The sequence below is a fragment of the Halalkalibacter oceani genome (assembly GCF_023715705.1).
Lineage (GTDB): Bacteria > Bacillota > Bacilli > Bacillales > Bacillaceae_D > Halalkalibacter > Halalkalibacter oceani_A.
This window is the reverse complement of sequence record NZ_JAMBOS010000020.1, coordinates 22,582-34,168: the sequence shown is the minus strand read 5'-3', so window position 1 is coordinate 34,168 and position 11,587 is coordinate 22,582. Positions and strand designations below refer to the sequence as shown.

Here is an 11,587-nt window from a genome sequence, read left to right as displayed (position 1 = left end):
GTTGAAATTTGGAATTTTATTAACAGTTTGGATTTTCAAGCCATTGCTTTTGCGCAGCTGCGACTCCAGCTCCAAGCTCAACATCATGCCCAGACTGTCTCAATCCCAATTCAATCGCGGCGAACATTTTCAGGATGTCGGCTGCGTCTGTATAGCCCATATGACCAAGTCGGACAATTTTATTTTTCACCTTTCCGAGCCCGCCGCCAAGCGCGATATGAAAGGTTTCACGCATCAGTTTCCGAAACTCGTCTGCATCTTCAAGCTTTACTGCGGTCAATGTCGGACTTGCCGCTTCGTCAGCGACCAATAATTCAACACCCAAGGCGCGCACTCCCGCCCGTGTCATATCGCGCAGTGCGGCATGTCGCTTAAATTCCTGCTCGATTCCTCCTCCTCTTTCAATCATATTGCATGCCTCAAGCAAGCCGCATACAAGAGCGATGTTAGGAGTATATGGAGTTCCCACTCCGGCTTCGAGGCTTTTACGGTAAGCTGATAAATCAAAATAGAAGGACGGGCAGTCGTACTGATCAATCACCTTCCAGGCTTTGTCACTGACTGTAATCAAAGCCAGACCAGGCGGCTGCATTAACGCTTTTTGCCCTCCTGTCGCGACGATATCGATCCCCCAGTCATCCATATATAGCGGCGCACCGACAATCGAGCTGACCGCATCGACTAAAAATAATGCCTCTGTTTCTTTCACGATCGCCGCAATTTCTTTGATCGGATTAAGCGCAGAGGTAGAGGTTTCACAATGAGTGGCGAAAACCGCCTTTGTTTCCGGATGCTCCTTCAGTGCCTTGCGGACGTCTTCAGGGTCAATGACCTCGCCCCATTCGGCCTCAATCCGGACGACGTTACAGCCGATATGATTCGTGATCCTCTGTAAATACTCTCCAAAATAACCAATCACACAAAGGATGATCGTGTCATCCTTCCCGACTGTGTTGACAATCGCCGCTTCAAGCGCCGACGCTCCGCTTGATGTTAACGGAATCACCAGATTTTCCGTTTGAAAAATCATTTTCGCTTTCTTAATCGTCTGTTGCAATACTTCCTGAAACTGCGGATTGCGATAGTCCATCATTGGACTGTCGAAGCTTTGCAGCATGGCGCGCTGAATTTCTTTAGGGACTTGAACCGGACCAGGCAGACGCAAATCCATTTTCTCTGAAAACATTTGAGCTCTCTCCTTCAATTGCAGAATCATTTCATTAATCATTATGCAATGACCGTGCCAACTCCAAATCCCTGTTAAAACAATGGATAGCAGAACAGAAAAACGTTTCTCGTTTCAATTTGAAACAGAATTTCGTTTCGTATTGAAACACAGCTGATTGAAAAGGAATTATCGTTTTTTTGATGCAAGATTATATTTTTTTTCGAAACATTCGTATAAAATGAAAATGAAAGCGTTTAGTTTATTGAAAAGGAGCGATCGTCATGAAAGCAGTAGTCTATGAACAATATGGAGAGCCTTCTGTCTTAAAGGTTGCAGAAGTCGCGAAGCCGGTTATTCAGGCAAATGAAGTTCTTATTGCCGTAAAAGCAAGTGGAGTAAACCCAGTTGATACATATTTCCGGAAGGGGATTCGCACTGTCGACAGCTTCCCACACATTCCTCATTTCGACCTAGCGGGAGAAGTCGTGGAAATAGGTTCATCCGTCACCGGCGTCGCTGTTGGCGACCGCGTCTGGGCGACAGGAGCCAAGGGGGCCTCGGCGGAGTTTGCCGCCGTTTCGCATGAGCTCGTCTTCCCACTTCCTGAAACGATTCCCTTCACCGATGGAGCAGCTTTGGCGATGCCGTTTATGACCGCCCATCTTTCACTTTATTACCGTGGGGCCCTGCAGGCGAACCAGTCCGTTCTGATCTTCGGCGCGGCGGGTGCCGTCGGCCATGCGGCTGTCCAACTCGCAAAGCAGACAGGTGCCCATGTCATTGCCACAGCCGGCGATGATGAAAAAGCGAAGCTCGCCAAGGAAGCGGGTGCTGATGATGTGATAATGTACAAGCAGGAAGACCTTGTGGAACGTGCGAAAGAGCTTACTGCGCAAAAGGGCGTGGATTTGATTCTTGATATGTCATTAAGTGAAAATATCGAAAAAGATTTAGAAATGATTGCGATCGGTGGGCGAATTGTGACAGTCGGTTCTCCAGTAAACAATACGCCGACATTGCCATGGAGATTACTCAACGCAAAAAATGCTTCCTTGCAGGGGATCCTTTTATTAACTGCCCCAACAGAAGAAATGAAACAGGCCGGGCAGGAGATCGCTGAAAAGTTCGCGGCGGGAAGCTTACAGGCGCATGTCGGCAAAGTGCTCCCATTTTCGGAACCGGCGACCGCCCACGAGCTTGTCGAACAAAAACAGATTAACGGACGGATCATCCTCTCTCACTAACGGAAGGCTTTACTCAAACGAAAAAGGCTGCCCCGGCTTTGCTCAAAACAAAGCCGGGGCAGCCTCTTCTTTCACCGCAAAACAGCTCCCCGGAGGTCGGGTATCTTTGTCAAAACTGGACATGCTAAGGCTAGAAAGGGGAGTAGGCTCATGGAAAAACAATTATATTATGTGAATTTAAATCCGATTAGTATGGATACAATCAGCTCGACCCGTGTCGATGACGGACAACTGATTGAATATGAAATTGAAGCGACACCTGCTGAAAAGAAAGCGTTGGAAGATCTGCTCCACCAGGTCCAAGCCCATGATGTTGAACTTGGTAACCTCTTTTCCTTCCGGCATTTTGATGATGAGACAGGCGACGCAGATAAAAACGAATTCCAGCGCGGACTAAACGATGTCTTTGAAGAGCTGTACCGCCTTGGCACCGCAGAAACCAAACAGAAAATAAGCGAAATCCACCTGATTAATGATGATCAATAAAGAAGTGTCCCAAAAGCTCTTTGGGACACTCTTTTAAGCAATGAGCGTAACCGCCACGAGCTTTTAAAGCCCATTGTGAGTGGGTTTCTTACAACGGGGTTGTGGCGTGTGAAGCCATTGCCCTCTTCATGCTGCCTCTTTCAACATCTCATCGATGCGTGATTGATGGGCAGCGGCTCCGTTCTCCGCTCTGTCTGCAGTTGCTTCGAGCTTGAGAAAAAATGTGAAAACCGAGGCTGCTGAAAAACTTCCTTTTTCGTAACTCGAAGAAGAGTCATGGCTCCGCACGTTGCACGCCTTGCTACGAGAAACCCACTCGTAGCAAGGCTTTCAAAATCAGGCAACGGCTACGCTCATGACGAAAAAGCTGCTAAAAAGCTTTTGATTGGCCGCCGTCGACGTTAAGCGTCGCCCCGACAATCCAGCTAGCTCTTTCCGATGCTAAAAACGTCACGACATCGGCAATTTCTTCCGGCGTGCCGAACCGGCCGGCCGGAATTTGATCATTAATGAAACGGTTGATTTTCTCGGGGTTTTCTTCGAGTCTTCTTTGCCAATTTCCACTTGGATGGAGAATGGAGCCCGGCGCTACGCCGTTAACCCGCACGCCATCGGCAATTGCTTCGTCAGCTAAAGCCTTTGTGAAGCTGATCAAGGCCGCTTTCGCATTATTGTAGGTCGCCTTACCTCCCGCTTCTCTGCCGAATATCGAGGTAATATTAATAATGCTGCCGGAGCGCCGTTCCTTCATATAAGGCAGAACGAGCTTGCTTAAGGCAACCGCCGAAAAATAATTCAGCTCCATCGCTTCATAGAACAAGGCGACATCCGTTTCGGTGATCGCCGTCCCGTTGCTTCCGCCGGCATTATTAATCAGGATATCAATTCGCCCCCATTGGTTGACGACTTCGTCAATTATCCGCTTGCGGTCATCCTCTTTCGTCACATCAGCCTCTACGGTGAAAACATCAAGCTCCTCACGCACTCGTTCGAGCGCTTCTTTTTCACGTCCGACGATCGCCACTTCCGCGCCTTCCGATTTAAACGCAGCCGCGATCGCTCGTCCGATTCCTTTTGAACCGCCTGTTACAAGAACGACTTTATCAGCTAGATGAAGCTCCATTTCATTTCCTCCTAAATTGAATGCTGAATGATTTTCTGATGGGAAACCGGGAAGGCGAATTGCTCAATTTCCTGTTTCGTTACCCATCTCCGGCTGTCACTGTCTCCGGCCGGACGCCCCTTCACCCGTGCTTCATATACCGTAATTTGCCAGATTAAATGAGAAAACACATGCTCGACTGTCTGCACCGGCTTGCTGAGAGCCTCCACCTGGAATTGCTCCTGCGCCCATGCGGCAAGCTCCTCCTTCTGATTAGCAACGCCGGCTGTTTCGATATTCGGCAACTGCCACAGCCGGGCCAGCAGTCCTTCGGCGGGTCGCTTTTCAATCAGTACTTCGCCTTCCTCGTTTCGCACAATCAGCGCCGCCATCTGCTTCGGTAACGGCTTTTTCTTTTTTGACTTAATCGGCAAGCCTTCCTGGACACCTGCTTCGTAAGCCCGGCAGTGCGAACGAACGGGACATAACAGACAGCCGGGCGAACGCGGAGTACAAATCAAAGCGCCCAATTCCATCAAGCCTTGATTAAAGGCTGACGGGTCCTCCTTCGAAATCAATACATACAAGACCTGTTCAAACCGTTTTCTCGTTGCCGGCTTCGCGATGTCTTCCTCAATCAGCAAAATCCGCGATAACACCCTCATCACATTTCCATCAACGGCCGGTTCCGGTTTGCCGTAAGCAATGCTTAAAATCGCTCCCGCTGTATAAGGACCTACTCCTTTTAACGAGGAAATTTCTTCTTTTGTATCGGGCACTCTTCCACCGTATTGTTCGACTACTTCCTTCACCGCGCTTTGCAAATTGCGTACACGGGAATAATAGCCTAGCCCTTCCCACGCTTTCAAAATATCCTCTTCATCCGCCGCCGCTAAATCCTCTGCAGTTGGGAAGCGCCGCATAAATGCTTCATAATACGGAATAACCGTCTCAACTCTCGTTTGCTGGAGCATAATCTCCGACACCCACACTCTGTAGGCGTCCTTTGACTCCCGCCACGGCAATATCCGTTGGTTTTCATAAAACCAGTTGACCAAACTCTCTCTAAATGACTCAGTTGCAAAATCTTGCAGCAGTTCGTTCTCCACCCTTTTCCTCCTCTTATTCTTTCCGTTGAAACGCCCAGCAATGAATGTTTTCCGCCCCGCCTTCAATATAAGGGACGATCGTCCGGAAGAGCGAATGCTCCTCTGATCTCCGCAACTTTTTTAACACATGATAATGCGATTGTGTAGGCACTTCAAACATTTCTACATAAAGATGAGGCTGATCTTCGGCTACAAACCACTCGATCCGGCTCGCCCCATATTCCGGCAGAGCCTGAATAACTTCCTTCATCGCTGCTTCATATGACTCAATTTCCGCCTCTTTCACCTTATATTCCATAAAAATTTGTAAAGGTTTTGTCATATTTTTATAACTCCTCTTTTAGCCGTTGCTTAACCGGGTATAAATACATTATAGTATAAGAAAACTAATTTTCACTTGATATTTACTGGTGTTACATTGATTTTGCTTTCATGTTAACAAGGAGGTCTGCAAACTTGGATACTGGAACACATGTTGTCATGGGCCTCTCTCTTGGCGGCTTAGCGACTCTCGACCCTACAATCGCAAATGATCCATTGCTGCCAACTTCGATTATGATTGCGACGATCATCGGTTCACAGGCTCCTGATTTCGACACGGTTTTAAAGCTGCGCAACAACGCTGTCTACATTCGGAATCACCGTGGAATTACACATTCCCTGCCGGCGCTCTTTATCTGGCCCCTCCTTATTACTGGAGGCATTGTCGCATTCACCCCTGAAACAAACTGGCCGCTCGTTCTGCTTTGGTCCTTTATTGCCGTTGTGCTCCATGTCTTTGTGGATATTTTCAACTCTTACGGTACGCAGGCGCTCAGACCTATTTCAAATAAATGGATCGCACTCGGTGTGATTAATATCTTTGACCCGTTTATCTTTTTCAGCCACTTGGCTGCTTTTGCACTTTGGGCTTTCGGAGCTGCAGCCGGGCCGACCTTTTTCGTGCTTTATCTGCTCCTTGTGCTTTATTACAGCTGGCGAGTCGCTGAAAAGAAGAAAGTCGATAAACATGCGAAAAGGCTGCATCCCGATGCAACCCATGTTTTTGTCTCTCCGTCAATTCGCTGGAACCAGTGGCATCTTGTCATTCGTACACCGGAGCTGTTATATGTCGCTGAATCGCGCGATAACAAAATTGAGTATTTTGAGCAATACTCGTTTGATCCAATTCCTGATATTCCGGTGATTTCTGCAGCGAGACGGGACCCGAATTTAGCCGCTTTTCTCTCCTTCTCGCCAACTTACCGCTGGGAAGTTGAGGAAAAAGGAGAATTGACCGAGGTTCGCTTTGTCGACCTGCGCTACCGCAGCAAAGGTCACTACCCGTTTGTCGCAATTGTCCAGCTGACAAAGGAGCTGGAAATCGTCAGCTCGTATACAGGCTGGGTATTCAGCGAGGAAACATTGCAAAAAAAGTTAAATGTCGTAACCGAATAGCGGCTGCGACATAATCATATGACGAGGAACTCACATCGCTTCGGGTGTGTGCCAAAGGAGAGAGATCCTTTTGGCACGCACCCTTTTTTAATGGGTTACATCGTCTTCTTTGTTAAGATGGGCGAATTTTTTATCGTGAGGCTGATAGCGATGCAGATGCGGGCCATACTGATTAATCCATTTGCCGACAATTTGCGCGGTCACTTCAGGTCCCTGATAGCTCCAGCCTCCTTTTGCCCGCGTCACTTCAAAATCTTCCCATAAGCTCTCGACCCAGGTACGCGCCTGTCCTGCCGAAAGCTCTTGATTGACTGATAATAACTGTTCTGTTAACTTGCGGAATTGATCTTCCACCGGGCCTTCCTCCTTTGACAATCTTTATGCAACATAGTGGTCAGCCTGTTTACTTATACTACATTTGAGCACTTCACAAGGGGGCTGATAAAAATGCGAAACAAAGCGAAGGGCTTTCCGAATCATAAATCATTTGCAGGACAATCACCAAATCGTAATGAACATCAGTCGCTGCGCGCAGACGGAACGATCAACACCCACCCGCGTGATCGGATGCGCAAAGGCGGGGAATAGCTTTCTGATGATGGAGGTGCCAGCTATGGGTAAGGAGAAACAATTCGTTCGCTATAAAGATCCCTTCGACTCCCCTCGTGCCAATCCAAAACATGCTGCAGATCAGGTTAATGGGGAAACGCAAATGACTCAGCATGAAATCGTGCTCAAAAACAACGTAAGAAAACGCCAAAGATAACAAATGAGCTTCAGGGTCAAAAGGAAAACACAGCCTTTTGACCCTGACTCCTCCAACGATGTGGGCGACATTTGCGCTCGATTTTTAAAATCTTTCCTCTCACCTTTGACTTCAGGGCTGCTAAACGGAACCGTTGCCTCCCGCTATTATTTCCCGTTCACTAACAGGGAAATCGGAACAGCTTCCAGCTCTGTCCCGTTATTGCGGTAGCCCCAGGCAAAGTGACCATTTAAATAGGATATTTGAAAGCTTGATTCTCCATCGGTAAGGGGATATGTTTCCCCCGGCTGAAAATCATTCGGGTCAAGCAAATAGGCTTTTGCCATCAGCATTCTTCGCTCATGAACAGCAAATTCATTCATCATTCCTAATTGCTCGGCTTTTTTTGCTTTTTCATTTAAAGCGGCGATTTCCTGCTTTAATTCAAATTCTGTCATTTCACTGAAGCGTTTCGTACCCATTTCGTCATTCCTCTCTGTACGATCATTATAAGACAATCAGGAACCAGTGACAAAGCAAGCTACTTCAGCTCATGTTCCGTTAAAAACCGCTCGATGATTTCAAGTGAAAATCCTTTGCGGTACAAGGCCTGCTTGATTCTTTGCTGCCGTTCCCATCCTTCGTATTTCGTATATTTCCTAAAGAGCTTTTCCCCCTGATGGACGACCGCTTCCCATTCTTCATCCGCACTGTTTGTTAGCTCGACCTGTTGGAGGGCCGCGGTGATCACCTCACGGGTAAAGCCTTTGCTCATCAATTGATTTGCCAATTTAGTCCGCCACGCCTGTTCAGACAGCTTCGGACTGCGCGATTGCTGCTTTTGTAGCCAGGCCGCAATCCGCTCCTCCTGTTCGCCAGCCGGAAATTCCATCAACGCCTGGTCAACAACATCGGCCTTCACACCCTTTTGCAGCAGCTCCTGCTTTAGTTTAAACGGCCCTCTCAGCAGACTGTTTTTTTTCGAACGAATGTAAGCGCGGGCAAACTCCCCATCATTCAGTAGCCGCTGTTCCAGCAGCTTCGCAATGACGGCTTCAATATCACTCGGTTTTTTTTCCTTCTTCTGCAAATAACTGCGTACCTCGTCAATCGAGCGCATCCGGTACGATAAATAATGAAGAGCAAGATGATACGCCTTTTTCATTTCATCTTCTTCAAGCAACCGGCTAAGTTCCTCGTCCTGAAGCTTTAAGCCTTTTCGTAAATGGTACTTAATAAGTACATCCTCGTCCACACTGCAGGCATACTCTTCTCCCGATCCACGATCAAGATAGAGGTTATAACGTGATTTATTTCGTTTTTGTGCCGTAATTTTTGTGATGATCGCCGCCATGGGAGCACCTCCCTATTCTATAATAAGTATAACACTGTCTACTCTTAGCGTTGAAAGGGTAGGGATTACAAAAGACTACTCAGGAGGGATATACGATGCAAATTGCGATAGCCGGGGGATCGGGCTTTATTGGCACGAAGCTGTCCGAGTATTTCGTCAAGCAAGGTCATACTGTTTACATTTTAACAAGAAATGCGGGCAATAAGCCATCGAAAAACGGAATAACCTATGTGGAATGGCTCAACGGTCAGGCTAAGCCTGAACAAGTATTGGAAGGAATTGATGCCTTTGTTAATTTAGCCGGTGAATCAATAGGCTCCGGACGCTGGACCGCCAAAAGAAAGCAGCGCATAGTGCAGAGCCGGATCGAGACTACCCGGGCGGTCATTGCTCTATTTAACGCCTTGGATAAGAAACCTGAAGTGCTGATTAATGCTTCTGCGGTCGGGTATTACGGGAATTCGGAGAGAGCCGTTTTCACCGAAGAATCAAGCCCAATTGAATCGGATTTTCTGTCAGATGTCGTCCAGCGCTGGGAGCATGAAGCCGCCCGTGCGCGCGATTTTGGTATCCGGGTCGTCTATTGCCGCTTAGGTATCGTCCTCGACAAGGATGAAGGCGCGCTGCAAAGAATGCTGCTTCCTTATCAGTTATTTGCCGGGGGCACTCTCGGATCAGGTAAACAATGGGTGAGCTGGATTCACATTCGCGATGTCATCGGCATGATTGACTTCGCCCTTACAAATCCGGAGATTGACGGTCCGTTCAACCTGACCACTCCCACACCGCTGCAAATGAAGGAATTCGGCAAAACGATCGCCGCTGTTCTCCACCGTCCCCACTGGATTCCAGCCCCGTCCTTTGCTTTGAAGGCCCTGCTTGGAGAAATGAGCACGCTTGTTTTGGACGGTCAGCAGGTCCTGCCGGAGAAGGCGGAAAAGCACGGCTACGCCTATCACTTTCCTAACGCAAAGCAGGCTTTAGAAGATTTGTTAAAAAGTCACTAAAACAGAGAAAATTTTTCACAAAAAATTAATAAAAAAGTGTATCTTTTTTTTAAAAAAACCATTAATATATAGAAGTATTCAAGAGCATACAAGCGAATATCAGCCTTATTTAACGGTTCAACATCAATAAAGACGTTTAATCTTAATATTTAAACATATATAGAGTTATTTGAACATTTGTAAGGTTTTTTGGTCACCGCCAGTCTGCAAGTTGAATTTGATTCGTTTCATCATTAAATTCGGGGGTGTGCCAATGTTCTGCCCCCATGTCCAAAGGGGGTTTTTTTGATGATTTTAAAAAAGCGGGACGTTGCTGATTGTCATGTTTTGTACGACCTGTTAATTGATCCGGCTGTATTTCCTTTCGTTCGGCAGAAGGCTTATTCCTATGATGAATTCGTCTTCCTGACAAAGCAGACAATCGAAGCAGAAGAACGCGGCGAACTCATCTCCCGGACAATTGTTGACGAATGGGGCACACCTATCGGAGCGATAACGTTATACGATATTGAAGACGGTAGCGGCTTCCTCGGTACCTGGATCGGAAAGCCTTATTTCGGAAAAGGCTATAACAAATTAGCGAAGGAAGCTTTTTTTAGTGAATTATTTTTCAGCAGTGAGATTCAAACCGTTTTTATGCGGATCAGAAAAGAAAATATCCGTTCAACAATGGCGGCGCAAAAGCTGCCCTATTGTTCCCTGGCGAATGAGCTGCGCCCGGACCTTTACCGAATGATTAATCAATCAGGCGACCATTATCATCTTTTTCAAATTGAAAAGGATCAGTACCATCTTCATATGATGAGAACGGCTCCGCCTACACTTGACGAGCTCGGGGCAAAAGAGGCGTAGTGAAAATAAAACGGTGGCAAAAAGCCTGAGCTTCGTCTCAAGCCTGAAGTATAACCCATTTAAGATTGCATATCCTATAGACAGTTTATAAGGAAATGTGGTGATACAAATGGAAAGCAAGAAAAAACAGGTCAAAGAAGAGTATTCCACCTTGAAAAAGGCTCAGGAAGTGAATTACGCTTCAGAATTTCACGCTGCTGATGAGGCAATGAAGCAGGAAAAAGCGAGAAAGCAAGAAAGATGAATAAGCTTGTCGAAAGCGCACGAGTAAAAGATTCGTGTGCTTTTTTTCTGTCCGCTTTTTTTGTAAAGCCGGTGAACCCCTTATCAATATTGACTTTTAGCCCGAAATCAATTTTCGCTCTTTTTCAATTTGTTAGAAATGTTAACCATTTAGCAGTATTTACAGCGATGACTGCCCTTAGTCTCTCTAATCCGACCTAAGGGTGTCTTAAGCCGATTAATCCGTAATAAGCTAAGTTGCGATCTTTTCTCCATCCCCGTATGATAAAAATGTGAAAAAAATTGGACGTAAGGAGGGCAATCACTATTAAAAATCAACTAACATCTGCCACAGCGACAGTCGAAAAAATTCATTTCGATAAACCGACTGTTGAAGATGGCGCTGCAATGTGGGAATTGGTCAATCGATCAACGTTAGATCAGAATTCTGCTTATAAATACATTATGATGTGTGAGTTTTTCGCCGAAACATGCGTAGTTGCAAAAGAGGGCGATACGCTCGTCGGCTTTATCACAGCTTTTATTCCTCCAGAACGACAGGATGCTGTTTTCGTTTGGCAAATTGGAGTAGATGCTTCCCAACGCGGCAAAGGTCTTGCTTCTAAAATGCTGCAAGAACTTGTCGAGCGCCAAAATAAGGCGATTTCCTATGTAGAAGCGACGATCACTCCTTCAAATGAAGCATCCCAGGCTCTCTTCCGCCGCTTAGCGCGAACCTATCAAACAAGATGCGAAGTAACTGAATGTTTCTCTGAAGATCTGTTTCCTGGTGACCATCACGAAAAAGAATTATCTTTTCGAATAGGTCCAATTGAAAAAAATCTCCAAAAATAGGTTTAC

At 46.7% G+C, this 11,587-nt stretch carries 16 protein-coding genes; 9 read left to right on the top strand and 7 right to left on the bottom strand.

Going from position 1 to position 11,587, the window contains the following annotated elements:
• Window positions 1-19: 19 nt before the first annotated feature.
• A complete protein-coding gene (locus M3212_RS15830) occupies window positions 20-1,186 on the bottom strand; it encodes a pyridoxal-phosphate-dependent aminotransferase family protein (protein ID WP_251194948.1) in 1,167 nt (388 codons plus the stop codon).
• Between the two features lie 263 nt (window positions 1,187-1,449).
• On the opposite strand from M3212_RS15830, the gene M3212_RS15825 reads away from it, so the two are divergent.
• Both M3212_RS15825 and M3212_RS15820 read left to right on the top strand, forming a co-directional pair.
• The gene (locus M3212_RS15825; protein WP_251194947.1) at window positions 1,450-2,412 is read left to right on the top strand and encodes an NADPH:quinone reductase; all 963 of its coding nucleotides are present in this window, start codon (window positions 1,450-1,452) and stop codon (window positions 2,410-2,412) included.
• Window positions 2,413-2,562: 150 nt separating this feature from the next.
• Complete coding sequence (locus tag M3212_RS15820) at window positions 2,563-2,898, top strand: hypothetical protein (RefSeq protein ID WP_251194946.1); 336 nt, start codon at window positions 2,563-2,565, stop codon at window positions 2,896-2,898.
• A gap of 370 nt (window positions 2,899-3,268) precedes the next feature.
• Here M3212_RS15820 and M3212_RS15815 read toward each other — a convergent pair whose 3' ends face one another.
• The 3 genes from M3212_RS15815 to M3212_RS15805 are packed head-to-tail and all read right to left on the bottom strand — an operon-like array spanning window position 3,269 to window position 5,431.
• Window positions 3,269-4,021, bottom strand: a complete 753-nt coding sequence (locus tag M3212_RS15815; protein ID WP_251194945.1) for an SDR family NAD(P)-dependent oxidoreductase — start codon at window positions 4,019-4,021, stop codon at window positions 3,269-3,271.
• A gap of 11 nt (window positions 4,022-4,032) precedes the next feature.
• On the bottom strand, window positions 4,033-5,109 hold the full coding sequence (mutY, locus tag M3212_RS15810) for an A/G-specific adenine glycosylase (protein WP_251194944.1): 1,077 nt from the start codon (window positions 5,107-5,109) through the stop codon (window positions 4,033-4,035).
• 13 nt (window positions 5,110-5,122) lie between these two features.
• On the bottom strand, window positions 5,123-5,431 hold the full coding sequence (locus M3212_RS15805; protein WP_251194943.1) for a hypothetical protein: 309 nt from the start codon (window positions 5,429-5,431) through the stop codon (window positions 5,123-5,125).
• 134 nt (window positions 5,432-5,565) lie between these two features.
• Between M3212_RS15805 and M3212_RS15800 the strand changes: the two genes are divergently transcribed.
• Window positions 5,566-6,546 (top strand): metal-dependent hydrolase, encoded by a 981-nt coding sequence (locus M3212_RS15800; protein WP_251194942.1) that lies wholly within the window; start codon window positions 5,566-5,568, stop codon window positions 6,544-6,546.
• 87 nt (window positions 6,547-6,633) lie between these two features.
• Here M3212_RS15800 and M3212_RS15795 read toward each other — a convergent pair whose 3' ends face one another.
• Window positions 6,634-6,900, bottom strand: coding sequence for a YfhJ family protein (locus M3212_RS15795; RefSeq protein WP_251194941.1), 267 nt, complete (start codon window positions 6,898-6,900; stop codon window positions 6,634-6,636).
• Window positions 6,901-6,993: 93 nt separating this feature from the next.
• Here M3212_RS15795 and M3212_RS15790 point away from each other — a divergent pair, with 93 nt between their 5' ends.
• Both M3212_RS15790 and M3212_RS15785 read left to right on the top strand, forming a co-directional pair.
• The gene (locus M3212_RS15790; protein WP_251194940.1) at window positions 6,994-7,134 is read left to right on the top strand and encodes a small, acid-soluble spore protein K; all 141 of its coding nucleotides are present in this window, start codon (window positions 6,994-6,996) and stop codon (window positions 7,132-7,134) included.
• A gap of 25 nt (window positions 7,135-7,159) precedes the next feature.
• Complete coding sequence (locus M3212_RS15785) at window positions 7,160-7,312, top strand: YpzG family protein (RefSeq protein WP_251194939.1); 153 nt, start codon at window positions 7,160-7,162, stop codon at window positions 7,310-7,312.
• A 146-nt stretch (window positions 7,313-7,458) separates the two neighbouring features.
• Here M3212_RS15785 and M3212_RS15780 read toward each other — a convergent pair whose 3' ends face one another.
• Entirely contained in the window at window positions 7,459-7,773 is a 315-nt protein-coding gene (locus M3212_RS15780) for a YfhH family protein (protein ID WP_251194938.1), read from the bottom strand.
• Window positions 7,774-7,832: 59 nt separating this feature from the next.
• Window positions 7,833-8,645, bottom strand: a complete 813-nt coding sequence (gene recX, locus M3212_RS15775) for a recombination regulator RecX (RefSeq protein WP_251194937.1) — start codon at window positions 8,643-8,645, stop codon at window positions 7,833-7,835.
• Between the two features lie 95 nt (window positions 8,646-8,740).
• Here recX and M3212_RS15770 point away from each other — a divergent pair, with 95 nt between their 5' ends.
• The 4 genes from M3212_RS15770 (at window position 8,741) to ectA (ending at window position 11,581) form a co-directional block, all read left to right on the top strand.
• Window positions 8,741-9,652, top strand: a complete 912-nt coding sequence (locus M3212_RS15770; protein ID WP_251194936.1) for a TIGR01777 family oxidoreductase — start codon at window positions 8,741-8,743, stop codon at window positions 9,650-9,652.
• A 288-nt stretch (window positions 9,653-9,940) separates the two neighbouring features.
• Window positions 9,941-10,504 carry a GNAT family N-acetyltransferase gene (locus M3212_RS15765; RefSeq protein WP_251194935.1) on the top strand — a complete coding sequence of 188 codons (564 nt, stop codon included), beginning with the start codon at window positions 9,941-9,943 and terminating at the stop codon, window positions 10,502-10,504.
• A gap of 109 nt (window positions 10,505-10,613) precedes the next feature.
• On the top strand, window positions 10,614-10,748 hold the full coding sequence (locus M3212_RS15760; protein ID WP_251194934.1) for a YfhE family protein: 135 nt from the start codon (window positions 10,614-10,616) through the stop codon (window positions 10,746-10,748).
• Between the two features lie 299 nt (window positions 10,749-11,047).
• Window positions 11,048-11,581, top strand: coding sequence for a diaminobutyrate acetyltransferase (ectA, locus tag M3212_RS15755; protein ID WP_434084055.1), 534 nt, complete (start codon window positions 11,048-11,050; stop codon window positions 11,579-11,581).
• Window positions 11,582-11,587: the final 6 nt, after the last annotated feature.